General features: G+C 51.7%; 22 protein-coding genes. 17 read left to right on the top strand and 5 right to left on the bottom strand.

Annotation, left to right across the window (positions count from 1 at the left end; translation table 11 throughout):
• Window positions 1-38: 38 nt before the first annotated feature.
• Genes L4C36_RS13720 through ygfZ form a run of 3 tightly spaced genes read right to left on the bottom strand, consistent with a single transcriptional unit; the run spans window position 39 to window position 2,445 of the window.
• Window positions 39-977 (bottom strand): LysR substrate-binding domain-containing protein, encoded by a 939-nt coding sequence (locus tag L4C36_RS13720; RefSeq protein ID WP_428478360.1) that lies wholly within the window; start codon window positions 975-977, stop codon window positions 39-41.
• Window positions 978-993: 16 nt separating this feature from the next.
• On the bottom strand, window positions 994-1,461 hold the full coding sequence (locus L4C36_RS13715; RefSeq protein ID WP_428478359.1) for an aminoacyl-tRNA deacylase: 468 nt from the start codon (window positions 1,459-1,461) through the stop codon (window positions 994-996).
• Window positions 1,462-1,467: 6 nt separating this feature from the next.
• On the bottom strand, window positions 1,468-2,445 hold the full coding sequence (gene ygfZ, locus L4C36_RS13710; RefSeq protein WP_428478358.1) for a tRNA-modifying protein YgfZ: 978 nt from the start codon (window positions 2,443-2,445) through the stop codon (window positions 1,468-1,470).
• 389 nt (window positions 2,446-2,834) lie between these two features.
• On the opposite strand from ygfZ, the gene L4C36_RS13705 reads away from it, so the two are divergent.
• Entirely contained in the window at window positions 2,835-3,095 is a 261-nt protein-coding gene (locus L4C36_RS13705) for an FAD assembly factor SdhE (protein ID WP_428478391.1), read from the top strand.
• Window positions 3,067-3,570: a protein YgfX gene (locus tag L4C36_RS13700; protein WP_428478357.1), complete on the top strand. Its 504-nt coding sequence runs from the start codon at window positions 3,067-3,069 to the stop codon at window positions 3,568-3,570. Before L4C36_RS13705 ends, L4C36_RS13700 begins: the two co-directional genes overlap by 29 nt.
• A 64-nt stretch (window positions 3,571-3,634) precedes the next feature.
• Here L4C36_RS13700 and nadB read toward each other — a convergent pair whose 3' ends face one another.
• A complete protein-coding gene (gene nadB / locus L4C36_RS13695; protein WP_428478390.1) occupies window positions 3,635-5,254 on the bottom strand; it encodes an L-aspartate oxidase in 1,620 nt (539 codons plus the stop codon).
• A gap of 447 nt (window positions 5,255-5,701) precedes the next feature.
• Between nadB and rpoE the strand changes: the two genes are divergently transcribed.
• From rpoE to acpS, 11 genes are all read left to right on the top strand, one after another.
• Window positions 5,702-6,280: an RNA polymerase sigma factor RpoE gene (gene rpoE / locus L4C36_RS13690; RefSeq protein ID WP_428478356.1), complete on the top strand. Its 579-nt coding sequence runs from the start codon at window positions 5,702-5,704 to the stop codon at window positions 6,278-6,280.
• Between the two features lie 24 nt (window positions 6,281-6,304).
• Window positions 6,305-6,973: an RseA family anti-sigma factor gene (locus L4C36_RS13685; RefSeq protein ID WP_428478355.1), complete on the top strand. Its 669-nt coding sequence runs from the start codon at window positions 6,305-6,307 to the stop codon at window positions 6,971-6,973.
• Between the two features lie 14 nt (window positions 6,974-6,987).
• The gene (rseB, locus tag L4C36_RS13680) at window positions 6,988-7,962 is read left to right on the top strand and encodes a sigma-E factor regulatory protein RseB (RefSeq protein ID WP_428478354.1); all 975 of its coding nucleotides are present in this window, start codon (window positions 6,988-6,990) and stop codon (window positions 7,960-7,962) included.
• The gene (locus L4C36_RS13675) at window positions 7,959-8,456 is read left to right on the top strand and encodes a SoxR reducing system RseC family protein (RefSeq protein ID WP_428478353.1); all 498 of its coding nucleotides are present in this window, start codon (window positions 7,959-7,961) and stop codon (window positions 8,454-8,456) included. The genes rseB and L4C36_RS13675 overlap by 4 nt, the downstream gene beginning before the upstream one ends.
• A gap of 77 nt (window positions 8,457-8,533) precedes the next feature.
• Window positions 8,534-10,330, top strand: coding sequence for a translation elongation factor 4 (gene lepA, locus L4C36_RS13670; protein WP_428478352.1), 1,797 nt, complete (start codon window positions 8,534-8,536; stop codon window positions 10,328-10,330).
• A 178-nt stretch (window positions 10,331-10,508) separates the two neighbouring features.
• Window positions 10,509-11,408: a signal peptidase I gene (gene lepB, locus L4C36_RS13665; RefSeq protein ID WP_428478351.1), complete on the top strand. Its 900-nt coding sequence runs from the start codon at window positions 10,509-10,511 to the stop codon at window positions 11,406-11,408.
• Window positions 11,409-11,418: 10 nt separating this feature from the next.
• The gene (rnc, locus tag L4C36_RS13660) at window positions 11,419-12,093 is read left to right on the top strand and encodes a ribonuclease III (protein ID WP_428478350.1); all 675 of its coding nucleotides are present in this window, start codon (window positions 11,419-11,421) and stop codon (window positions 12,091-12,093) included.
• Window positions 12,090-12,995, top strand: coding sequence for a GTPase Era (gene era / locus L4C36_RS13655; RefSeq protein WP_428478349.1), 906 nt, complete (start codon window positions 12,090-12,092; stop codon window positions 12,993-12,995). Before rnc ends, era begins: the two co-directional genes overlap by 4 nt.
• Before the next feature lie 9 nt (window positions 12,996-13,004).
• Window positions 13,005-13,715: a DNA repair protein RecO gene (recO, locus tag L4C36_RS13650; protein WP_428478348.1), complete on the top strand. Its 711-nt coding sequence runs from the start codon at window positions 13,005-13,007 to the stop codon at window positions 13,713-13,715.
• Complete coding sequence (pdxJ, locus tag L4C36_RS13645) at window positions 13,712-14,443, top strand: pyridoxine 5'-phosphate synthase (RefSeq protein WP_428478347.1); 732 nt, start codon at window positions 13,712-13,714, stop codon at window positions 14,441-14,443. Before recO ends, pdxJ begins: the two co-directional genes overlap by 4 nt.
• Window positions 14,443-14,823 (top strand): holo-ACP synthase, encoded by a 381-nt coding sequence (acpS, locus tag L4C36_RS13640; protein ID WP_428478346.1) that lies wholly within the window; start codon window positions 14,443-14,445, stop codon window positions 14,821-14,823. Before pdxJ ends, acpS begins: the two co-directional genes overlap by 1 nt.
• A 111-nt stretch (window positions 14,824-14,934) precedes the next feature.
• Here the strand turns inward: acpS and barA are convergent, their stop codons facing one another.
• On the bottom strand, window positions 14,935-17,703 hold the full coding sequence (barA, locus tag L4C36_RS13635; protein WP_428478345.1) for a two-component sensor histidine kinase BarA: 2,769 nt from the start codon (window positions 17,701-17,703) through the stop codon (window positions 14,935-14,937).
• Window positions 17,704-17,858: 155 nt separating this feature from the next.
• Here barA and rlmD point away from each other — a divergent pair, with 155 nt between their 5' ends.
• The 4 genes from rlmD to pyrG all read left to right on the top strand — a co-directional run bounded on the left by rlmD (window position 17,859) and on the right by pyrG (window position 24,285).
• Window positions 17,859-19,181 (top strand): 23S rRNA (uracil(1939)-C(5))-methyltransferase RlmD, encoded by a 1,323-nt coding sequence (gene rlmD / locus L4C36_RS13630; RefSeq protein WP_428478344.1) that lies wholly within the window; start codon window positions 17,859-17,861, stop codon window positions 19,179-19,181.
• Window positions 19,182-19,238: 57 nt separating this feature from the next.
• Window positions 19,239-21,470 carry a GTP diphosphokinase gene (gene relA / locus L4C36_RS13625; protein ID WP_428478343.1) on the top strand — a complete coding sequence of 744 codons (2,232 nt, stop codon included), beginning with the start codon at window positions 19,239-19,241 and terminating at the stop codon, window positions 21,468-21,470.
• Between the two features lie 169 nt (window positions 21,471-21,639).
• Window positions 21,640-22,449: a nucleoside triphosphate pyrophosphohydrolase gene (gene mazG / locus L4C36_RS13620; protein WP_428478342.1), complete on the top strand. Its 810-nt coding sequence runs from the start codon at window positions 21,640-21,642 to the stop codon at window positions 22,447-22,449.
• Between the two features lie 195 nt (window positions 22,450-22,644).
• Complete coding sequence (gene pyrG / locus L4C36_RS13615; RefSeq protein WP_428478341.1) at window positions 22,645-24,285, top strand: CTP synthase; 1,641 nt, start codon at window positions 22,645-22,647, stop codon at window positions 24,283-24,285.
• The last annotated feature ends 31 nt before the right edge of the window (window positions 24,286-24,316 follow it).

Here is a 24,316-nt window from a genome sequence, read left to right as displayed (position 1 = left end):
GCTCGCGCATCGGATTTGCGCAACAACACGGAGGGATTTTAGTTGAGTTGCCGCAGTTCATTCACTCTCGCCGTGATGGTCTGATGTACGCACTGGCGCAGCCATTCTTGACGGGGGTGGTTAGCATTGCGGCGTAACCACAGCATATTGATATCAAAATCCGGGATATCGACAGGCGGTCGGCACTGGGTCAGGGTGTCTTGGAACACATCCAATTGCGCCATCAAGGTCGAGACTACACACAGCAAGTTGCGGCCTGTCAGTAGGTGGCGAATGGTCAAAAAGCTGCTGGAACCGACGGCGATGTGGCGCTGAAAACCTTGCTGTTGCAATTGGTTATCGACATTGCTGGCCAGCTTTCCGTCAGGGGTGACCAAGGCTTGCGGCGTTTGAATGTAGCGTGTGAGATCGATAGGCGTCGATAAGCCCGTCGCCTGACTGTCAAACAAGCACACGTGATCTTCGGTGTAGAGATACTGGCTCTCAAACTCCCGAGGCAGATCTTTCATTGAGCCGATGATCAGATCGATTTGCTGCGCTTCCGCGGCATGCTGATAGTTGTTTCTATCGACATTGCAGAAGCTTAACTGGCTGTGCGGGGCTTGCTCGCGGATCGCATCAAACAGCGCGGGGGCGAACAGCAATTCGGCGTAGTCGGTCAGGCCAATGCGGAAGATCCCCTGATAATGTGCAGGCGAAAAATCCCCCGGTTGCAAGATCTCTGACGTGACCAACTGCAAAATGTGCTCCACCACTGGCGCCAACTCCAAGGCTTTATCCGTGGCAATCATCTGATGGCCATGACGTTCAAACAGCGGATCGTCGATCAGTGCACGCAGGCGGGACAAATTATGGCTCATGGCCGATTGCCCCATCGACAGTTTGGCGGCTGCTTTGGTCACACTGCGGGTTTCCATTAAGGCCGAAAACGCGATCAGCAAATTCAGATCGACGCCGCGCCAGTTGATGGTGTTCATGAAGCCTCCTGCTTCGTTACGCCGTGCGGCAGATGTCTGCCAACATTGGATCACATAACACCAGTAAATCGTCGGTGGCCAACTCGATCCCAGCCATGCGATCACCGCTGCTGATGTTGACGTGCGAGTGAGCCGTAATGCTGTGATCAAAAATGATCGGCAATGGCTGTTTCAGGCCAATCGGCGCCACGGTGCCAATGATCAGCCCGGTGACTTTTTCGACATCACTGGCTGAGACACAGGTCATACGGCGACAGCCAAACATGTTTCGTACCTTGGTGGGATCCACTTGTGCCGGGCCTGGCACACAGGCCAGCACATGAAAGCCACTCATGTCGCGCAGCAAAATCGATTTCACCATCTGTTGTGGATCAACCCCGCGTTCACGGGCGGCTTCCTCGACCGTTTTGGCCGGTTGACGGTGAGGAAGCAGGCGGTATTCCACGCCTTCTTCCTCTAAATAACGGGTAACGGATGTTTGCATACGGGCTTACGCTTCTTCGAGTGAGTACGGCAAAGCCTGTTGCTGCCAAAGCGCGTCGTGACCGGCAAGGCGGAATTGGGTGTCGGCATCCAAATCATTCGGCAGGCAGACCAAGGCGATAGCCGTGTCATCACTGAAGCGGTAACCGGCAATGATAGTGCCGCCTTTACGCCAGTTTTCACCAATACTGCGCTCAAGGGCATCCCCCGCTTGTGGGCATGCTGTGGCTGGGCCGCTGACTAAGTACATGGCACGTTTGTTGATGCCACGGTATTTGGCTCGCGCGACCGTTTCTTGGCCAGTGTAGCAGCCTTTCTTAAAGCTGATCCCATCCAATGCCTGTAGGTTCAAGGCTTGTGGAATAAATTCCAGCTCGGTCGCCGCTTCAATGCGAGGCAGCGCTGCCGCGACATCACAACGATCCCACAGGGTGTCGTCGCACAAGGTTGCGGTGTCAGCCAATTGCGCTGCAATGGCGTTCGCGCGTTCAGCGGTCACCGCGATCAGCCAGCGTTGTTCGTCAATCTTCACCGCTGTGCCGCCGTCGATGGCACGCACATCGCCTTCGCCACCGAACAGGGTATCCACGTGTGCTGTGGCGTCACGACCGACCAAGCCGAGCAGGATGTCATCGCTGGTGTTGATGTCCACTTGCGAGAAAATGGCGTACTTTTTCAATTCTGGCAGTTGGGTCTCTGTCAGGCTGCGGTGCTGGAAGAAGCCGTAACCGTCATTGTGATGGAACAAGCGGAAGATAGTACGTAGTTTGCCTTTGGCGTCGCAGTGACCGCCCAGCGTGGATTGATCGGCCGCCAGGCTTACGACATCACAGGTCACCTGACCTTGCAGGTACGATTTTTTGTCATTGCCGATCAGCGTGATCAGCGCCCAGTGCGTTAAATCCACCAAGGCCAGCGCCGGCAAGTCGGCATCCTGTGTCAGGGCGAGAGGGGGGAACGTGAAGTTTTCAGACCAAGTGCTCATAGTATATCCAACGTCGTCGTATCGTGAGCGGGTGGCGTGTTGCCGAGCCCTCAAGGTGCCCCACGACAAATAGGGGTGAATGGGAGGAGGGTTACCTTACCCGGCGCGAAGGCGCGGGTACGTAACGTCCCTGATTGGACTATGTTAAAGCGACTTTTTCCGTTTGTCAGCATCTATACCTGAGGTAAACGCTCAGATACTGTCAGGCGCGTGACAAGGCGGCAAAAGTGATCGCAGATCTCAACTTGGGGGTTTGCTTGCGCTGGCGCATAGTCGCGCCCAAAGGGGGCTGCTAGTATGAGTGGCATATTCCATGATGGGGCACCCGCATGGGCATGGCATGTCACGTCAGCCCTGTTGCCCTGAGCAAGATGATTGAGGTTGTAACAATGTTGAGTGCAGAAGATAAAGCACGGGTTAAATGGGCATGCCGCCGTGGTATGTTGGAATTGGATGTGATTATCATGCCGTTCTTTGAAGAGTGTTTTGAGGCATTGCCAGTCGAAGAGCAGAAAGACTTTATTTCACTGTTAACCTGTGATGATCCGGACTTGTTTAAGTGGATGATGCAACACGGTCGCAGCGACAACCTGGCTCACGCGGCCATGGTCGATAAAATTGTTGCCCACAACAACAGCAAACTTCGCTGATATCGCGCTGACCCCTTCTCGCCCCCTCTTTTACGCACTGGCGGTGGGTTATGCCAGTGCGTTGTTTTTGTTACTTCTCACTGTGTTTGTGCATGCCTTGCCGCCATCACTGCTTGTCCTCGGCGTGTGGGGATTATGGCATGAAGTCGAGCAATGGGCGTGGCGCCACGTCCGCCAGCAAGGACGATTAGTGATCCGCTGTGACGGTCAGATACAGTGGCAAAATACGTCGTGGACACTCAAACGCCTTACTCTGCGCACCCCGTGGCTGGTGGTGTTTCAGTTACGCCATAGTCCGTCGCCGTCTTACTCACCGTTGTCGTCTTCGTGTCCAGCCAAACCCCGAACCGTGTGGGTCGCGGTTACTCCAGACAGTTGTACGGCATCGGCGTATCATCAAGTTATGTTATTTGCGCGCTACCCGAATGGGATTGCGGATTATCGTCCGGGTGAGTCGTGGAGAAGAGAATGGTAGAGAAGGAAGGAAAGCGGTCTCGTGACGTTAGCCACGAGACCGCTGCCACGAGATAGAAGTACGATTAGCAGGGTTGATCCGGCGTCAGGATGGTCGGGCGAGGTTCCGCCGAAGACTCGGGATAGTCCAAGGTATAATGCAAGCCCAGGCTCTCTTTACGTTCCAGTGCACAACGTACCATCAGCTCCGCCACTTGCAATAAGTTACGCAACTCCAGCAGGTTATTCGAGACGCGGAAGTGGCTGTAGTATTCATGGATTTCATCTTGCAGTAACTGAATCCGCCGCATCGCCCGCTCTAAGCGTTTGGTGGAACGGACAATGCCCACGTAGTCCCACATAAACAGACGCAGCTCGTGCCAGTTGTGCTGGATCACTACCTCTTCATCTGAGCAGCTGACCTGACTTTCATCCCAATTGGGCAAGCTGCCAGGCAGGCTGACGCTGTCCATGTGTTTGGCAATGCTTTCAGCCGCCGCCCAGGCGTACACCACGCACTCTAACAGCGAGTTGGAAGCCATGCGGTTCGCGCCGTGTAAACCGGTGTAGCTGACTTCCCCAATGGCATACAAGCCATCCAGATCCGTGCGGCCTTGTTGATCCACCATCACGCCCCCACAGGTGTAGTGGGCGGCCGGCACAATCGGGATCGACTCTTTGGTGATGTCGATGCCGTATGTCAGCAGCTTTTCGTGGATCATCGGGAAATGCTTCATGACAAAATCGGCCGGCTTGTGGCTGATATCCAAGTACATGCAGTCCGCCCCGAGGCGCTTCATTTCATAGTCGATGGCACGGGCGACGACATCACGCGGTGCCAGTTCGCCCCGCGTATCGAAATCAGTCATAAAGCGTGACCCATCCGGACGGCGCAGGTAGGCGCCTTCGCCACGCAGGGCTTCGGTCAGCAGGAAGTTGCGGGCATCCGGGTGAAATAAGCAGGTAGGGTGAAACTGATTGAATTCGAGGTTCGCGACACGGCATCCCGCACGCCATGCCATGGCAATCCCATCCCCGGAAGAAACATCTGGGTTCGAGGTGTACTGGTACACTTTCGACGCACCACCCGTGGCTAGCACAACAAACTTGGCGCGCACGGTTTCTACCGCTTCGCGGTTGCGATTCCATATATAGGCACCGAGAATGCGGTTGGGTTGGTCGGTCAGGCCCAGCTTTTGGCTGGTGATTAAATCGAGGGCGTTGTGACGTTCAAAGACGTTGATGTTGGGGTGTTGATGGACATTGTCTTGCAGGCTATTTTGTACCGCCATGCCAGTGGCATCGGCGGCGTGGAGGATACGGCGATGACTGTGTCCGCCCTCGCGGGTGAGGTGGTAGCGGGGGGAGTCGTCACTGTCACACTCTTCCCGGTCAAAGGGGACGCCACCATCGATCAGCCATTGGACACAATGCTTGGCGTTCTCGGCAATAAAGCGAACCACTTGTTCATCGCATAAATGGGCGCCGGCGATTTGGGTGTCTTCCACATGGGAATCGACACTGTCGCCTTCGTCAAACACCGCGGCAATACCGCCTTGGGCATAATAGGTCGCCCCTTCGCTGCGGGGGCCTTTACTTAAAACAATCACTTTCCCCTTGGGGGCAAGGCGTAATGCCAGTGACAATCCTGCGGCACCACTCCCGATGACTAATACATCACATTGATGCTCTCGGTTTTCGTTCATCATGATCTCATATCCCTGTGGTCATGCCGTTATGTTACCAAATTCCCTGTCATTTGTTCATTTTTGACGGCGGGTTCACAAATTGCTCTCATGAAACGCTATAATGCGCGACGAAGCACAGCCTAAGGTGTTTCTCTTTCGTATCAGACCGCGCTCAGTACGCCGGTGGCGGAAAGCAAAGCGAATGTTAATACTGCGGTATTGGCGCCGAAAAATCGCGCACTATTTCTGAGAAGTTATTTTTTTATCGGGAACTTTGTGGGTTCTGCCGAGTCAGAGATAGTGCTCACGCTCATATATTTTTATCATATTGTTTTGGTTGGGCACGGCAGATCAGATTGGATCGCAAATTCGCGATGCGATCGGTTTCGTTGATGGCTCACAATCTTTTTTTAGCCAGGACGCATAAGAAATACGGGTGTCATAGACATAGGAGTACACGCTCGGATGAGCGAGCAGCAAACTGACCAAGTACTCATTGAGCGGGTACAGCGTGGCGACAAGCAGGCCTTTAATTTACTGGTCGTGAAGTACCAGAATAAAGTCTGCAACTTGGTGGCAAGGTATGTCAGCAATTCTGGCGATGTGCCAGATGTTGCCCAAGAAGCATTCATTAAGGCCTATCGTGCGTTACCGACGTTTCGTGGTGAAAGTGCCTTTTATACATGGCTCTATCGTATTGCGGTGAACACCGCGAAGAATTACTTAGTCGCTCAGGGGCGACGCCCGCCTGCGTCCGATGTGGATGCTGAAGAGGCGGAATATTATGAAAATGGTAATGCGCTAAAAGAAATATCGAACCCTGAGAACCAAATGTTGTCAGAAGAATTGAAGCGGGTTGTCTTTAGTACCATTGAAGGATTACCGGATGATCTTAAAACAGCGATCACATTGCGCGAGTTGGAAGGCTTAAGTTATGAAGAGATTGCTGAAGTCATGGATTGTCCGGTGGGTACGGTGAGATCTCGTATTTTCCGTGCACGAGAGGCGGTGGAAAAACGCATTCGCCCTCTCATGCAGCGATAGTGTTGGGCCAAACGGTGAAAAAAGATGGCTGATAAAGAAAAAATTTCGGCATTGTTAGATGGCGAAGAGCTGGATCAGAGCATTGTAAATGCATTGACTGTTGATAACAGCAGTCAAGAAACCTGGCAGAGCTTCTCTTTAATCGGGGATGTGATGCGCGGGGAAGCACCGCAAACCATGGATTGGGATATTGCGGCCAAGGTAGCACTGGCGCTGAACGATGAGCCTGCTCATTCCGGTATGGCACCGCAAGAGGTTGCGCCAGTGGTGCACCTTGCGGATGTGCGTGAAACACAGACGGTGCCAACCGAATCTCAGCCGACACCACAACAGGCAAAGTGGACACTCCCTAGTTGGTTAACCCAGCTCGGTCAGGTGGCCGTGGCCGCCAGTGTGTCATTGGCCGTGATTGTCGGCGTACAGCAATACAACGGCAGTGACATCGGTGCCGATGGCTTAGCAAACAGCGAGCAACTCCCAGTATTGGAAACCATTCCTTTTGCTGGCACTGCTGAGCCAGTTAGCCTCACGCGGGATTCGGTGCAAGCCAATCATCGTCATGCAGGGCCAACGGAAGCGCAGGTGATGGAGCAGCGCCGTCGCATTAATGCGATGTTGCAGGACTATGAACTACAGCTGCGCTTAAATGCCGAAGACGGTTCCATTGACCGTTCGATGTTGGAAGCGAACTAATTGATGGCGGACAAATGAAAAAGATTCTGGTCGGTGTGATGACACTGGTCAGCCTTGCGATGCCACTGCAAGCCTCTGCGGAAGATGTGACACCCTCCGCAGAGGCTTTGTTGCATCAAATGGATGAGGCCAGCCGTGCACTCAGTTATGAGTTGTCGTACATCCTAATCAAGAAAAACAGCATTGAACCGCTGCGTTATCGCCATGCGGTGGAAAACGGGGAAACCTATGCGCACTTGGTGTACCTCAGTGGGCCGCCGCGCGAAGTGATCCAGCGGGGCAATGAAGTCAGTTATTTTGAGCCGGGTCTTGACCCGTTCACCATCGACAGCAACAAGATGGTGGCGCCATTGCCGCCGATCATGAAAACAGACATCAGCGAATTAGCGGACTATTATGATTTCATTGCTATGGGGCGGTCGCGAGAAGCGGGCGTTGCATGTGATGTCGTGCGTATCGCACCTAAAGACGGGGCCCGTTATTCCTATTTGTTGTGGATTGATACCCGCAGCAAGTTGGTGATGCGTGCCGACTTGCTGGATCGTGATGGTGAGCCGCTAGAGCAATACCGTGCCGTTTCTTACGTGATCAACCCGAAAGTCGGGGATGTGCTGAAAAGCCTGGAAAGCGTTGAGTTGCCAGCCGTGGTGCAGTTACCGCCGAAACCCCAAGCGGAGCTGGACTGGAAGGTAAAGTGGTTACCACAAGGGTTTGAATCGATTTCTCGCAATCGTCATCGCTTGATGATGACCGAACGACCGGTAGAGAGCAAAATGTACAGTGATGGCCTGTTCAGTTTCTCGATTTATGTGTCTGCCGCCGATAATTTTACCGTGCGTGAGCAGCTCGTACGTCAGGGGCGTCGTACCTTGCACAGCTACATGCTCAAGGGCAAAGAAGTGACGGTGGTGGGGGATATTCCGCCCGCCACTGCCCGTCGAGTTGCCGAGTCAGTGGAGTTTCCCGCAGCCGGGAGTAAGTCACAATGATGCATTCATTGGCCACCGTGGTGGCTTGCCATTCTGGCCATATCGTGGTCAGTTGTCAGCAACAAACCAGTTGCGGCAGCTGTGCCTCACAACAGAGCTGTGGCAGTGGTATCGTCAGTAAAGCGTTGCCCGGTCGCCAGCATAAAATCACCATTCCGACTCAGCAATCCGTCAATATTGGGGATGTGGTCGAGATCGGCTTGTCTGAGCGGAGCATGATTCACTCCGCCTTGTTAGTCTACGTGCTGCCTTTGCTATGCTTAGTGGTAGGTGCTGCACTCGGTCAGTGGTGGTTTGTCAGTATGGTCGGTGGCAGCGAGCTCGGTGTGATCCTCACCGCATTAAGTTGCGCCGCACTCGGCGTGGGGATTGCGAAGCATTATGCTGCACGATTAGAGGGGGATTCTGACTATCAACCGAGCTTGATCCGTGTACTTGGTCAGCCTGTTTCGGCAGAGTTGGCAATAAATGCCGCATCGAAAGATAGCGAGTAGCGGGGAAATTCGGTAGAATCCGTGAACTTGATCTGTAGATCCCATTCATTTTTATCACGAGTTAGTCACGCCAATTCATGAAGCACATTCGTAACTTTTCGATTATTGCACATATCGACCATGGTAAGTCGACCTTATCCGACCGTCTAATCCAAGTCTGTGGCGGCCTTTCCGATCGTGAAATGGCTGCGCAGGTTCTTGATTCCATGGACCTTGAGCGCGAACGCGGTATCACCATCAAAGCCCAGAGCGTGACGCTCGATTACACGGCTAAAGATGGTGAAACTTATCAGCTTAACTTTATCGATACCCCTGGACACGTTGACTTCTCGTATGAAGTTTCGCGTTCACTTGCTGCGTGTGAAGGCGCGCTGCTAGTGGTTGATGCGGGTCAAGGGGTTGAAGCCCAAACACTAGCAAACTGTTACACCGCCATGGAAATGGATCTGGAAGTTGTGCCGATTTTGAACAAAATCGACCTGCCAGCCGCCGAACCTGAGCGTGTTGCAGAAGAAATTGAAGACATCGTGGGTATCGACGCAATTGATGCAACACGCTGTTCAGCGAAGACCGGTGTGGGTGTTGACGATGTACTAGAAAACATCGTGTCTGCCATTCCGGCACCAGAAGGTGATCCTGACGCGCCATTGCAAGCGTTGATCATTGACTCTTGGTTCGATAACTACCTAGGTGTTGTTTCTTTGGTGCGCATTAAAAATGGCATCATGAAGAAAAATGACAAGATCAAGGTAATGAGCACAGGCCAAATCTGGGGTATCGACCGTCTGGGTATCTTCACACCGAAGCAAGTTGATAAAGACGTGCTGCGTACCGGTGAAGTAGGCTGGGTTGTCTGTGGTATCAAAGATATTCTTGGTGCACCAGTAGGTGATACCTTGACGTACGCGAAAAACGGTTGTGAAGAATCACTGCCGGGCTTTAAGAAAGTGAAGCCTCAAGTTTACGCCGGTCTTTTCCCTGTCTCTTCTGATGATTACGAGAACTTCCGTGATGCACTGGGCAAGCTGAGCTTGAACGATGCTTCATTGTTCTACGAGCCAGAAAGCTCAACTGCGCTAGGCTTTGGTTTCCGTTGTGGCTTCCTTGGCATGCTGCACATGGAGATCATCCAAGAGCGTCTAGAGCGTGAGTACAACATCGATTTGATCACGACGGCACCAACGGTGGTGTACGAAGTGACAAAGACAGACGGTACCTTGATTTATGTTGATAGCCCGGCGAAATTGCCCGCGGTGAACGACATTGCCATCATGGGTGAGCCGATTGCACGTTGTAACATCCTGGTACCAAGTGAATACCTGGGTAACGTGATTACCTTGTGTATCGAAAAGCGTGGTATGCAGGTAGACATGGTGTACCACGGTAACCAAGTGGCATTAACATACGACATTCCAATGTCTGAAGTGGTGCTCGACTTCTTCGACCGTTTGAAGTCAACGTCTCGCGGCTATGCATCGCTAGACTACAACTTCCAGCGTTACGAAGAATCGAACATGGTACGTGTTGATATCTTGTTGAACGGCGATCGTGTTGATGCATTGGCTATCATTACGCACAAAGACAACTCGCAACAACGTGGCCGTGATGTGGTTGAGAAAATGAAGGAATTCATTCCTCGCCAGATGTTTGATATCGCTATTCAAGCGGCTATCGGCACCAACGTGATTGCTCGCTCAACCGTGAAGCAGCTACGTAAGAACGTTATCGCGAAATGTTACGGTGGCGATATCAGCCGTAAGAAGAAGCTACTGCAGAAGCAGAAAGACGGTAAGAAGCGAATGAAGCAGATCGGTAACGTTGAACTGCCTCAGGAAGCCTTCCTTGCTATTCTGCATGTGGGTAAAGATAAGTAATAGATTTAACCTATTGTTATCAGTAGACAATGAAAGACAAGGGTTGTTACTCTTATCATCAGTAATACTGATAATAATGGCAATGCAGCAAGCTGGTCTTGCTGCATTGTTTTATCGAGCGAACGGTGTTTGGTTTTGCCAGCCGTTTTGCCTGATAGTTAATTAAGTAGGGATAAACATGGCAAATACTTTTTCGCTAATTCTTGTGCTGGCGACGCTGGTAACAGGGATCATTTGGGCTTTAGATAAGTTTATTTGGGCGCCGAAACGCCAATTGAAGATTCAAGCGGCGGCGGTAAATGCTGGCGATCAGGTGGATGCTCAAACCTTACAAGCCGTTGCACCGCAACCGAGCTGGGTAGAATCTGCTAGCTCGATGTTTCCGGTGATCGCGCTGATTATGGTATTTCGCTCATTTATTTATGAGCCGTTCCAGATCCCATCCGGTTCGATGATGCCGACGTTATTGGTCGGTGATTTCATCTTGGTTGAAAAATTCGCGTACGGTCTGAAAGATCCTGTTTTCCGTCACCAGTTGGTGGAAACCGGTGAAGCGGAACGTGGCGATGTGGTGGTGTTTAAATACCCGCCTCAGCCAAATATTGACTACATCAAACGTGTGGTAGGTTTACCTGGTGACACAGTGCGTTACAGCGCACACAAACAACTGTGTATTGCCCCGAAAGGCACCGCAGAGTGTACACCAGTCCCACTGACCAATATGACTGATAGCGACTTTAGCCAGGGTATGACCCGACTTGTGCAATTCAATGAGAAATTGGGTGAGCACGAACACCAAATTTTGGTGCATCCACTTAAGCGTGATAACACGCTGGCATACCAGCCTCGTTCTGGTGTGAATGAGTGGGTTGTGCCGGAAGGGCAGTATTTCGTTATGGGTGATAACCGCGACAACAGCGCAGATAGCCGTTACTGGGGATTTGTGCCAAAAGCCAACTTAGTGGGTAAAGCGGTCGGGATCTGGATCAGCTTTGAGTTTGAACGAGGTGCTGATAGTGCACTTCCATCTTGGATTCCTACCGGTGTGCGTTTCAATCGCATCGGTGGCATAAACTGATCGGGAAAAAATGACCACTCCTGCAAATAGACTCCAGCGTAAGCTGGGGTATACATTTAATGATTCAGCCTTGTTGACCCTAGCACTGACACACCGCAGTGCTAACGGAACACACAATGAACGCCTAGAGTTTCTGGGCGATTCTATTTTGAGCTTCGTGGTAGCGGATGACTTGTATCATCGCTTTCCGTCGGTTGATGAAGGCGATATGAGCCGCATGCGTGCCACTTTGGTACGCGGCAAAACATTGGCCGAATTGGGCCGTGAATTTGAACTGGGTGATCACCTGTTACTGGGTCCTGGCGAATTGAAGAGTGGCGGTTTCCGTCGTGACTCGATTCTGGCGGACTGCGTAGAAGCGATCATTGGCGCGATTTACCTCGACAGCGGTACCGAATCTGTTCGTACTATTGTCTTGAAATGGTACCAGTCGCGTCTTGAAACGATTCAACCAGGGATCAACCAGAAAGACCCGAAAACTCGTCTGCAGGAATGCCTGCAGGGACGTCGCCTTCCATTACCTGCGTACACAGTGACCAAGGTACATGGTGAAGCGCACAACCAAGAGTTTACCGTGCAGTGTGAAGTGGCGGGCTTGGATCAGCCTGTTATTGGTAAAGGCGGCAGTCGGCGCAAGGCAGAGCAGGCAGCAGCAGAAATTGCACTTAAGCAGTTGGAATCATGACAGATAAGCAACATTGTGGCTTCATTGCCATCGTTGGCCGTCCGAATGTCGGTAAGTCAACCCTCCTCAACCGTTTGGTTGGTCAGAAGCTGTCAATTACCTCGCGTAAGCCACAGACAACCCGCCACCGCATCATGGGTGTTGATACCCGTGATGGTTACCAAGCGGTCTATATCGATACCCCTGGATTGCACATTGAAGAAAAGCGTGCGATTAACCGCTTGATGAACCGAGCGGCCAGCAGTTCTATCACTGATGTAGAATTGGTTTTGTTCCTCGTTGACGGCACCATGTGGACCGCCGATGATGAAATGGTATTGAACAAGCTTAAAAAAAGCGGCTTGCCGACCGTGTTGTTGATCAACAAAGTCGACAACGTGAAAGATAAGCACGAATTGTTCCCTCACTTGCAAGAGCTTTCTAGCAAGATGGAATTTGTTGATGTGGTGCCTATTTCTGCAAAGAAAGGGACAAACATTGATACCATTGAAAAGATTGTTCATGAACACTTGCCTGAATGTGACTACTACTTCCCTGAAGAGTATGTAACTGACCGTTCTCAGCGCTTCATGGCGTCTGAAATTATCCGTGAAAAGCTGATGCGTTTTACGGGTGAAGAGTTACCGTATTCAGTGACCGTGGAAATCGAACGCTTTGATTACAACCCAGATACCGATGGTTTTGATATCAACGGTTTGATCTTGGTAGAACGCACCGGCCAGAAAAAAATGGTGATCGGTAAAGCGGGCGAAAAAATCAAAGTGATCGGTACCCAAGCGCGTATGGACATGGAAGAGTTGTTCGAACGCAAGGTCTACCTTGAGCTATGGGTAAAAGTGAAGTCCGGTTGGGCTGACGATGAACGCGCCTTGCGTAGCTTGGGCTATATCGACGATCTATAAGGCACGGTTATGGAAGGGCTTCAGCGCTGTTTCGTCCTCCATACTCGTCCCTACAGTGAGACGAGCCTGATCCTCGACGTCTTTAGCGAGGATGCAGGCCGTCTCACACTGCTATCGAAAGGAGCGCGCCGTAAGCGCTCCAATCTTAAAGGCGCCCTTCAGCCTTTTACCCCCCTCTTCATGAAATGGTCCGGTCGCGGCACCATGCCCGTGCTAACCCACGCGGAACCCATTAGTATCGGTCTGCCGATGCGTAGCTATATCTTGTACTCCGCCCTGTATGTGAATGAATTAGTGGCGCGTGTGCTGGAAACCAATACCCCTTATCCTGTGCTGTTTCTCGATTATCTGAATGTGCTGCGTGAGCTGGCCCAAGCGGATAACCCAGAGCCGGCATTGCGCCGTTTTGAACTCGCATTACTGTACCATTTAGGCTACGGTATCGACTTTCTTCACTGTGCAGGCAGCGGCTTGCCAGTGGATGACACTATGACTTACAACTACCGTGAGCAACGGGGATTTATCGCCTCGATGAAGGTGGGACACTTAACCTTTTCCGGCGAACAGCTCAAGGCGATTGATGCCAGACGGTTTGAAACCCCCGAACAATTGCGTGCCGCGAAGCGCTTTACACGGATAGCGTTAAAGCCGTATCTTGGTAGTAAACCATTAAAAAGCAGGGAATTGTTTATCCCTAGAGGAAGGAGTACCGGAAAATGAACAACATCTTACTCGGCGTCAATATCGATCATATTGCCACATTACGTAACGCACGCGGCACCCGTTATCCGGACCCTGTGCACGCCGCAGAAGTTGCTGAGCGCGCCGGTGCCGATGGGATCACCATTCATTTACGTGAAGATCGCCGCCACATTACCGATCGTGATGTGCGTATTTTGCGTGAAACCATTCAAACGCGTATGAATCTGGAAATGGCCGTGACGGATGAAATGGTGCAGATCGCGTTGGCGACGCAGCCTGAGTTTGTGTGTCTGGTACCAGAAAAGCGTGAAGAGTTGACGACTGAAGGCGGACTGGATGTCGCTGGCCAATTGGATAAAGTCAAAGCGGCGACGGAAACCTTGCGTGCTGCAGGCATTAAAGTGTCGTTATTCATTGATGCGGATCGCGGTCAAATTGATGCTGCGCTGGCGTGTGGCGCCCCGTTCATTGAGCTGCACACCGGTCACTATGCCGATGCAGAAACTGAAGCGGAGCAACAAGCTGAGCTGAAGAAAATCGCAGCAGCGGCCAGTTATGCACACGATAAAGGCATTAAAGTGAATGCGGGTCATGGCTTGACGTACCACAACGTGAAGCCGATTGCGGCGTTGCCTGAGCTGTATGAATTGAATATTGGTCACTCGATCATGGGGCGTGCCGTGTTTGATGGGTTGCAAAAAGCCGTGGCGGACATGAAAGCGGAAATGCAGAGCGCCCGTCGTTAATGGCTATTCTCGGTTTAGGGACAGACATTGCTGATATTGAACGCGTCACGAAAGTGTATGCGCGCAGTGGCGATGCGTTTGCTGAGCGGGTGTTATCGCCGTCTGAATTGGCGATCTTTCATTCGCTGAAACAAAAAGAGCGTTATCTTGCTAAGCGGTTTGCGGTGAAAGAAGCGGGAGCCAAAGCCCTCGGTACCGGTATTGCCTGTGGCGTGAGTTTTCAGGACTTTACGGTCAGCAATGATGAGTTCGGCAAACCGGTGTTGCATCTGTCGGGTAAAGCGGCAGAGTTGGCGGCACAGCGGGGCGTGAATCACGTCCATCTGACCCTTGCCGATGAAAAGAAATACGCCGTGGCGACGGTGATCCTCGAATCCTGATCGCCTTGGCGACGATTCAAAACAAACACATAAAAACGGCGAGCCTTAGCTCGCCGTTTTTATGTTTGGGGTTTTATGTTTGGGAAGGTGATGGATAACCGACCGCGGTGATCACCCTTTATAGGCTTTAGAGGCCTTGACCACATTCTCCATTTCATCAATCAATTCAAACAACTCTGGCTCTATCTCGTCCATGCCAGCCCCCGCTTTCAGGGCTGTTTCAATGGTGTAACACAGGTTTTTCAGGCGCGGTACACCGCTGTATGCACAGCTGCCATGCAGTTTGTGAATCGGCGGCCAGAGCTCAATGGCTTTGCCATCCAGCGCTTCATTGACCAGCATTTCCACTTCCGGCATGAAGTCGAGCAGCATTTGCAGCATGTCTTTGGCCAGATCTTCTTTGCCTGCTGCTTGCTTCAAGGCCAAATTCCAGTCCCAGCTGACGTTCTGTTGTTCCGCCGTGGGCTCGGTGTGTGTTTGTTCGATCGTGGCTACGTTCGGTAACGCTGTGCTCATTTTGTTGGGATCGGTCCACTTGGCCAAAATCTGCTGCAAAATATGCTCTTCAATCGGCTTGGTCAGGTAGTCATCCATTCCCGCTTTAATCAAGCGTTCGCGTTCACCGGCCATGGCATGGGCGGTCACGGCAATCACCGGTGTGCTGTGGTTCAGGTGGGTGTCATGAATGGCCTGACAGGCGGTGACCCCGTCCATTTCTGGCATCTGAATATCCATGAACACCAAATCAAATTGCTTCTGCTGAGCGTATTCGACCGCTTTGCGCCCACCCGTTGCGGTGATCACGGTTTCCACCCGCTCGCTGAGCAGGGCGGAGATCAGTTTCAAGTTAGCCGGGTTGTCATCGACGGCCATGACCGTCAGTGGTTGCACGGTCGGAGCCAGCAAGGGCTCTGGCAGTGGCTCCGGTTCATGGAACGCTTCCGGCTCACTGATCAGCGTTTCCAGCAGCTTACGGTGGCCTAATGGTTTCGGTAAGCAGGCGGACACGCCCGCATTGAGCAAGCGATCAGACAGGGCCAATTCCGTGGTCGGCAGGCTGACGATCACTTTGTCACTGAGCTGCTCGGCTTTAAACACGGTATTGAGTAAGGCCCCCAATGTTGGCTGCTCACCCGGTGCCAGGTTGAGGAGCGTAAAGTCATGATGTTCCGCGTCTTCCGGCAGGGTCGAGCGGTAGGTCACCTGTAAGCCTGCGCTGATCATGCGTTGTTGCAACACAGAGGCCGCTTGCATGTTCGGTTCAATCAACAATAGTTTCTTGTTCTGCAGTGAGTGTGTATCCATCGGCTGCGATACCGGCAGATCGGTTTTGTTCAGACGCAAGCTGAACCAGAAGGTTGAGCCTTGGTGCAGACGACTGGTCAGGCTGATCTCGCCGCCCATCTGTGACACCAATTTTTGGGTGATCACAAGGCCTAAGCCGGTACCGCCATAACGACGGGAGATACTGGCATCAGCCTGACTGAAGGCCTGGAACAACTGGGCCTGTTGACGCTCAGAGATCCCGATCCCGGTATCGCGCACCATAAATTGCAGTTCAAGACTTTCACTGCGATCGGTTTTCAGCTCAACTGAGACATCGATGTTACCGCGCTCGGTAAATTTCACCGCATTACCGATCAGGTTGGTCAGCACCTGCTGGATACGCAGGGGATCGCCGATCATGCCGGTCGGAATGCGCTGATCAATTTTCAGCGTCAATTCCAGCCCTTTTTCATGGGCACTTGGCGCCAGCAGTTTCATCACTTCATCGAGCGAGTCGGTGAAATCAAACGGAATGTTTTCCAGCAACAGTTTACCGGCTTCCAGTTTCGAGAAATCGAGAATGTCGTTGATGATAGTTAGAAGGTTATTGGCTGATTTTTCAATGGTTTGTAGGTAGTCTTGTTGGCTGCTACTCAATCGGGTTTTGAGCATCTGACGGGTAAAGCCAATCACACCATTCAGCGGCGTGCGCAATTCGTGGGACATGTTGGCCAAGAATTCTGACTTCACGCGCGCCGCTTCTTGGGCGCGTTTTTTCGCAATATCCAATTCGACGTTTTGAATTTCCAGCTGCTCTAAGGTTTCCCGGAGATCCGAGGTGGCCTGATCGATGCTCTGCTGCATTTCAATGTGGTATTCCGACAGCGAAATCGCCATCGCATTGATCCCGTTTTTCAGGGTATCCAGTTCGCCCAGCAGGTGGCCTTCGATACGGATATCTAAGTGGCCCCGGCGGATCCTGTCGACCACACTGACCATGTGCGAAATCGGGCGAGTGACATCTTTCATCAAACGGTAGGCAAACAGCGCCGACAGGGTCAGGCCAAGCAGCAGTACCATCAGGGCGGTAAACACTTCCTGATATTGCTGTAAGCGCAACGCGCTGAGATCGAGTTCCAGCGCAATATAGCCGAGTGCCTGTGCTTGATAGCCCGGGAACGACGGGTTGCTGAACTGACCTTCTTTGAGGATCGGTGCTCGCAGGATCAATGCGTTCTCGCTGAGCCGCGTTTCCAGTAATAACGGGATAGGCTGATCATCGGGATACATCAGTGCCTCGAAATTACGGTGGAAATTCGAGGTCACAAACAATTCATTGTGGGTGTTGAACACCGCGATACTGCGGATGATTTGCGAATGCTTGCGATGGGCGTAGCTGATCAAGCGACGCACGGCTTCCCGGTTCTGATCCGCCATGCCATATTCGGTGGAAATCGCCAAAGGTTCGATGATGCTGGCACCGGTCGAAAGGAGCTGATGTTCCAGATCGCGATAACGGCTCATCGTAAAAAAAGCGCTGAGGAGGAGGCCGATAATCAGTGTCGGTGCTAATGTCAGGGTGAAGACCCTGGCACGAAGTCCATATTTGGTCATGGTTCTCTTAATTACAAGAATGCGATTCTGTGGGAGAATTGTCGCCCATCTGTGGTCGTTAGCTTAATGAAACTAGGGCTATTCGACAATCCACTAATCCCAAACTGTCGATATTATCACTCAGTTTGTACTAACTGTTCCGTGAGTCCAAAACTATGGCACGCTTTTTTAAGCCTCAGAAACGAAAAGTCACCGACACCAAGCACAAAGAAATCATCATTAGCCGCTTGGATCACCTTGGCGCCGGTATTGGTCACGTTGATCGCAAATCCGTCTTTGTCGACGGCGCTTTGCCGGGTGAACATGTGGTGGTGCAGCTCACGGAAGAGAAAAAACAGTACGCCCGCGCTAAATTGATCAAGCGCCTGACCAGCAGCGAATCCCGCATTGCGCCGCAATGTCCGCTATACGCTGAGTGTGGTGGCTGTAACTTGCAGCACCTGTCGCACGATGGACAAATTGCGGCCAAGCAGCAATCCCTGAGTGAGTTGATGGGGAAATTCGCCAATGCCGGCCATGTTGACCAAGCCGCACCGATTGTCAGCCAACCATGGGGCTACCGCCGTTGTGCACGCTTTAGCGTGATGCCGATGGGCAAAGGGCTGGTGATGGGCTTTCGTAAGAAACAAAGCAAAGACATTGTGAATGTTGAGCAGTGTCCGGTACTGGCGGCGTCGCTGAATGCGTTGTTGCCGCCATTGCGTGCGATGCTGTTGTCGCTACAAGGTAAAAAACACTTAGGCCATGTGGAACTCGTGGAAGCGGATAATGGCCGCGTGGTGTTGATCCGCCACTTACAGCCGTTTTCTGACCAAGACATGACGGTGCTCAAGCAGTTCGCTGACGAACATCAGGTTATGTTATACCTTGCCCCAAGCGCAGACACGGTGGAGAGCCTGTCAGACGCCCACCCGCACTACGTGTTGGATGGGTTAACCTTATCGTTTTCACCAAAAGATTTTATTCAGGTGAACCGTGAGGTGAACGAAAGCATGGTGGCACAGGCGATGGATTGGTTAGCGATCACCCCGCAAGATCGCGTGCTGGATCTGTTTTGTGGGTTAGGTAACTTCAGCCTGCCGCTGGCAAAACAGGCAAATGCACTGGTAGGTGTTGAAGGTATTGACGAGATGGTGCATCGTGCATCAGAGAATGCTGCTAATAACCAATTACACAATGCGGCGTTCTACCAAGCGAATCTTGACGATGATGTGACCGCCATGCCGTGGGCACAGGAGAAATTCAATAAAATCCTGTTGGACCCAGCGCGTGCTGGCGCAGCAGGCGTGATGGAGCATGTCGTGAAATTACACCCTGAACGGGTGGTGTATGTGTCGTGTAACCCGGCTACCCTTGCGCGGGACAGTCAGGTGTTACTGGCACACGGTTATCAGTTGGCAAAGCTGGGTATGATGGACATGTTCCCGCATACCGGGCATTTGGAGTCCATGGCGTTATTTGTGAAGTCACGTCGTTGATGGCGCCTTCATAATTATCGCCCTTGATTCATCTACACAGAGAAACAGGATAGAGAAATGGTCGCAGTTCGCGGTGCGCATTTAAAGGAAAATGATACATTCGAGCTTTCGTCTTGGATTGACAGTTTGCAGCAGGATGGCAAGGTCGCCAACCGATTAACGCAGACTTACCAGCGATGTCTCGATTTGACGGCGAAGGAAGAGACGGCACCCTTGTTGCTATGGCGCGGCCGCGAAATGGTCGAGATCTTAGTGACGTTAAGCATGGATCGAGACACCTTGGTCGCGGCACTGCTGTTCCCCTTAGTGGAGGCCGGGGTGTATGCCCCTGAGCAGCTGCAGGAGGACTATGGCCAAACCATTACGCAGATGGTGGTGGGCGTCAGCCAGATGGCGGCCATCGGCCAGCTCAATGCCACCAAAGAAGGGGCAGAGCAGTCGGCGCAGGTCGATAATATTCGTCGCATGCTGCTGTCGATGGTGGATGACTTCCGCTGCGTAGTGATCAAGCTGGCGGAGCGCATTTGTAATCTGCGCGAAGTGAAAGATGAGCCGGATGCCGTGCGCCGTGCCGCCGCGAAAGAGTGCGCCAATATCTATGCCCCGTTGGCGAACCGTCTTGGGATCGGCCAGCTCAAGTGGGAAATCGAAGACTACGCCTTCCGTTATCGTCACCCTGACACCTATAAGCAGATCGCTAAGCAGCTGTCTGAGCGCCGTATCGACCGCGAACATTACATCGACCACTTTGTCACGGACTTAGCGGATTCGATGAAAGCGTGCCACATCAAAGCCGAAGTACAGGGGCGCCCAAAACATATCTACAGCATCTGGCGTAAGATGCAGAAAAAGAGCTTGGCGTTTGACGAGCTGTTTGATGTGCGTGCGGTACGTATTATCGCTGATGCGCTGCAAGACTGTTACGCCGCATTAGGCGTGGTGCATACCAAATACCGCCACTTGCCAAAAGAGTTCGATGACTACGTCGCGAACCCGAAACCCAATGGCTATCAGTCTATCCACACCGTGGTGCTGGGGCCGGAAGGCAAAACCATTGAGATCCAGATCCGTACCAAGCAAATGCATGAAGAGTCGGAACTGGGTGTCGCCGCACACTGGAAATACAAAGAAAGTGGTTCGTCATCGGGCGGCGCAAAATCGTCGTACGATGAGAAAATCAACTGGCTGCGTAAGCTGCTGGCTTGGCAAGAAGAAATGTCAGATTCAGGCGAAATGCTCGATGAACTGCGTAGCCAAGTGTTTGATGATCGCGTATACGCCTTTACCCCGAAAGGGGACGTGGTGGACTTACCTCTGAATGCGACGCCGTTGGATTTTGCTTATCACATTCACTCGGAAGTGGGGCACCGTTGTATCGGCGCGAAAGTGGAAGGGCGCATTGTGCCGTTCACGTACCACTTGCAGATGGGCGATCAGGTTGAAATCATCACCCAGAAAGAGCCAAACCCGTCCCGTGATTGGCTGAACCCGAACTTAGGCTTTGTGACCTCAAGCCGAGCACGTGCGAAGGTGCATGCGTGGTTCCGTAAACAAGATCGCGATAAAAACATGGCAGCAGGCCGTGAGATTTTGGAACACGAACTGCACAAAGTCGGTGCCACGTTGAAAGATGCCGAAGCCTACGCGCTCAAGCGTTTTAACGTGAACTCGACGGATGAACTTTTTGCCGGGGTCGGCAGCGGTGATCTGCGTATTAACCAAGTCATTAATCATATCAATGCCTTGGTCAACAAGCCGACCGCGGAAGAAGAAGATCAGCAGTTGCTGGAGAAACTGGCGGAAGCGAACAGTAAAATGTCGTCAGCCAAAAAGCCACAGCGTGATGCCGTGGTGGTGGAAGGGGTGGATAACCTCATGACACATTTGGCGCGTTGTTGTCAGCCGATCCCGGGTGATGAGATCCAAGGCTTTGTGACGCAAGGCCGCGGGATTTCCGTGCACCGCAGCGATTGCGAGCAATTGGAAGAGCTGCGTCATGTGGCGGCCGAGCGGATCATTGATACCGTGTGGGGCGGGGGCTTTGTGGGGAACTACAATATCACCGTGCGTGTCACTGCCTCAGAGCGAAGCGGGTTGATCAAAGAGCTGACCAATACCTTTGCCAATGAAAAAGCCAAGGTCGCCGGCATGAAGAGCCGAGTGGACTTTAAAAAGCAGCTTTCCATTTTGGACTTTGATTTGGAACTGACCGATCTTGATGTGCTGGGCCGCGTGCTCAAACGCATTGAGCAAGTGAAAGACGTGGCCGAAGCCAAGCGTCTGCACTGATAAGCGAGAATCGAGAGGCGAGTATCTAGGTGTTGAGCCTAGATACTAGGGACTCGGAACTAAAAACTCGAAATGAGAACCAGAAACGGGGAGCCCAGATGCTGCCCGTTTTTTTTACCGCTATATTGTTAAAGCAACCGTTTGCAGCGCGAGTGAGAAGGAAAAAACAATGAAAGAGACATCACAGACACCGATAGAACGCTTGGTGGCAATCATGGCGACACTGCGTGATCCGCAAAAAGGTTGCCCGTGGGACCAAAAACAGACCTTTGCTTCCATTGTGCCGCACACCATTGAAGAAGCCTACGAAGTGGCGGACGCCATTGGTGAGCAAAACTGGGATGACGTGCGTGAGGAGTTGGGCGATCTGCTGTTCCAGGTGATTTTCTACAGCCAGATGGGCAAAGAGCAAGGGCTGTTTGATTTTGATGACGTGGTCGACGGGCTCAATGAAAAATTGACCCGTCGTCATCCGCATGTGTTTGGCGACAAAGCCTTGACGAGCGATGCCGAGATCACCGCCAACTGGGAAGCGGAAAAAGCCAAAGAGCGCGCTGAAAAAGGCGAAGACAATAGTGTGTTGGCGAACATACCTCGTGCCTTGCCAGCATTGACGCGTGCTGACAAAATCCAGAAACGCTGTGCCAAGCATGGCTTTGACTGGGACACGCTGGGGCCGGTGGTGGATAAGGTGCACGAAGAAATTGACGAAGTGATGGAAGAGATCATCCAAGCGTCACCTAAGCAAGAGAGAATCGAAGAGGAAATGGGGGATTTGCTGTTTGCCGTTGCGAACTTCAGTCGCCATGTGGCGGTCAAACCAGAGGTCGCTTTGCAGCGTGCCAACCAGAAATTTGAGCGCCGTTTTCGTCAGGTTGAAAAAACTGTGCTAGAACAAGGTAAGCAACTTGAAGATTGCTCGTTGGCGGAGTTAGATCAGGTCTGGGATGCGGTAAAACGCAGCGAGTCAAAAGGTTAGCAGAGTCTCGGTTTGCATGTGGAAATCAATTAATCGATCTATTGATAGCGCTCCTAAGAAGGAGAATTGATTTGAGACAAAAAAAAAGCCATGGTGCTGTGATAGTTTTCACGTTGTGGCAATAAGGGGTGTCTGGTATACTAATTTCCCGTCCAGATACACTTATATCCTCTATACCAATCTTCCAGGTAAAACATGACTACGAATTACATTTTTGTTACGGGCGGGGTTGTATCCTCACTAGGTAAAGGTATTGCTGCTGCATCACTAGCGGCTATTCTAGAAGCACGTGGTCTAAACGTGACCATGATGAAACTAGACCCTTACATCAACGTTGACCCAGGCACAATGAGCCCGATTCAGCATGGTGAAGTATTCGTAACGGAAGACGGTGCAGAGACTGACCTTGACTTAGGTCACTACGAGCGTTTCATCCGCACTAAGATGACTAAGCGTAATAACTTTACCGCTGGTCGTGTCTACGAAGAAGTACTGCGCAAAGAACGTCGCGGTGACTATCTTGGTGCCACTATTCAGGTTATCCCTCACATCACCAACGAAATCAAAGATCGTGTTATTGCCGGTGCGCAAGGCCACGATATTGCTATCGTAGAAGTGGGCGGTACTGTTGGTGATATCGAATCGCTACCGTTTATGGAGGCTATTCGTCAACTTGCGGTTCAGCAAGGCCGTGATCGTACCATGTTCATGCACTTGACATTGGTTCCGTACCTAGCGGCGGCTGGCGAAGTGAAAACTAAGCCAACCCAACACTCAGTAAAAGAGCTTCTGTCTATCGGTATTCAGCCTGACGTGCTGATCTGCCGTAGCGACCGCATGATCCCAGCGAACGAACGTGCGAAGATTGCGCTTTTCTGTAACGTGCAAGAAAAAGCTGTTATTTCAATGAAAGACGTAGATTCTATCTACAAGATCCCACAGCTGATTAAAGCACAGGGTCTTGATGATCTTGTTTGTCAGCGTTTCGGTATTACTGCACCAGAAGCAGACCTGAACGAGTGGGAACAAGTGATCTACGAAGAAGCGAACCCAACGGCGGAAGTTGTGATTGGTATGGTCGGTAAATATATCGAACTACCAGACGCATACAAATCTGTTAACGAAGCATTGAAGCACGCAGGCCTGAAAAACCGTCTGTCAGTGCAAATCAAGTACATTGATTCTCAAGACGTTGAGTCAAAAGGCACAGAAGTGCTGGAAGGCCTTGATGCGATCCTGGTACCAGGTGGCTTCGGTAACCGTGGTGTAGAAGGTAAAATCCTGACTGCACAATATGCACGTGAAAACAAAATTCCATACCTAGGTATTTGTTTGGGTATGCAGGTTGCACTGATCGAGTTCGCTCGTAATGTTGCAGGCTTTGAAGGGGCGCACTCTACAGAGTTTAATCCTGAAACGAAATTCCCAGTTGTTGGCCTAATCACTGAATGGGTTGATAGCGAAGGTAACGTTGAAGAGCGTAGCGAAAAGTCGGATCTTGGCGGCACAATGCGTCTAGGTTCACAGCTATGTCATCTACAAGACGGTTCAAAAGCACGTGAACTCTACGGTAACCCGACTATTCACGAGCGTCACCGTCACCGTTACGAAGTAAACAACAACCTACTTCCTAAACTAGAGAAGGCAGGTTTGAAAATTTCTGGTCTTTCTGCAGACAAGAAATTGGTGGAAATCATCGAGATCCCGAACCACCCATGGTTCGTGGCTGCTCAGTTCCACCCTGAGTTCACCTCAACACCTCGCGATGGTCACCCATTGTTTGCGGGCTTTGTGAAAGCGGCTGGTGACAACCAGCGCGGTGAGCTTAAAAAGTAAGGATTACGGATAGCTGTAGCGCAGTGTTAGC

It is taken from the genome of Photobacterium japonica (assembly GCF_050337005.1).
Classification (GTDB): Bacteria; Pseudomonadota; Gammaproteobacteria; order Enterobacterales; family Vibrionaceae; genus Photobacterium; species Photobacterium japonica.
Note: the sequence above shows the minus strand (reverse complement) of the source record. Positions and strands in the feature narration are given on the sequence as shown.

Coding starts and splice junctions, on each gene's coding strand:
- L4C36_RS13720 (WP_428478360.1), bottom strand. CDS start 977: ATGAACACCATCAACTGGCGCGGCGTCGATCTGAATTTGCTGATCGCG.
- L4C36_RS13715 (WP_428478359.1), bottom strand. CDS start 1,461: ATGCAAACATCCGTTACCCGTTATTTAGAGGAAGAAGGCGTGGAATAC.
- ygfZ (WP_428478358.1), bottom strand. CDS start 2,445: ATGAGCACTTGGTCTGAAAACTTCACGTTCCCCCCTCTCGCCCTGACA.
- L4C36_RS13705 (WP_428478391.1), top strand. CDS start 2,835: ATGTTGAGTGCAGAAGATAAAGCACGGGTTAAATGGGCATGCCGCCGT.
- nadB (WP_428478390.1), bottom strand. CDS start 5,254: ATGAACGAAAACCGAGAGCATCAATGTGATGTATTAGTCATCGGGAGT.
- rpoE (WP_428478356.1), top strand. CDS start 5,702: ATGAGCGAGCAGCAAACTGACCAAGTACTCATTGAGCGGGTACAGCGT.
- L4C36_RS13685 (WP_428478355.1), top strand. CDS start 6,305: ATGGCTGATAAAGAAAAAATTTCGGCATTGTTAGATGGCGAAGAGCTG.
- rseB (WP_428478354.1), top strand. CDS start 6,988: ATGAAAAAGATTCTGGTCGGTGTGATGACACTGGTCAGCCTTGCGATG.
- L4C36_RS13675 (WP_428478353.1), top strand. CDS start 7,959: ATGATGCATTCATTGGCCACCGTGGTGGCTTGCCATTCTGGCCATATC.
- lepA (WP_428478352.1), top strand. CDS start 8,534: ATGAAGCACATTCGTAACTTTTCGATTATTGCACATATCGACCATGGT.
- lepB (WP_428478351.1), top strand. CDS start 10,509: ATGGCAAATACTTTTTCGCTAATTCTTGTGCTGGCGACGCTGGTAACA.
- rnc (WP_428478350.1), top strand. CDS start 11,419: ATGACCACTCCTGCAAATAGACTCCAGCGTAAGCTGGGGTATACATTT.
- era (WP_428478349.1), top strand. CDS start 12,090: ATGACAGATAAGCAACATTGTGGCTTCATTGCCATCGTTGGCCGTCCG.
- recO (WP_428478348.1), top strand. CDS start 13,005: ATGGAAGGGCTTCAGCGCTGTTTCGTCCTCCATACTCGTCCCTACAGT.
- pdxJ (WP_428478347.1), top strand. CDS start 13,712: ATGAACAACATCTTACTCGGCGTCAATATCGATCATATTGCCACATTA.
- acpS (WP_428478346.1), top strand. CDS start 14,443: ATGGCTATTCTCGGTTTAGGGACAGACATTGCTGATATTGAACGCGTC.
- barA (WP_428478345.1), bottom strand. CDS start 17,703: ATGACCAAATATGGACTTCGTGCCAGGGTCTTCACCCTGACATTAGCA.
- rlmD (WP_428478344.1), top strand. CDS start 17,859: ATGGCACGCTTTTTTAAGCCTCAGAAACGAAAAGTCACCGACACCAAG.
- relA (WP_428478343.1), top strand. CDS start 19,239: ATGGTCGCAGTTCGCGGTGCGCATTTAAAGGAAAATGATACATTCGAG.
- mazG (WP_428478342.1), top strand. CDS start 21,640: ATGAAAGAGACATCACAGACACCGATAGAACGCTTGGTGGCAATCATG.
- pyrG (WP_428478341.1), top strand. CDS start 22,645: ATGACTACGAATTACATTTTTGTTACGGGCGGGGTTGTATCCTCACTA.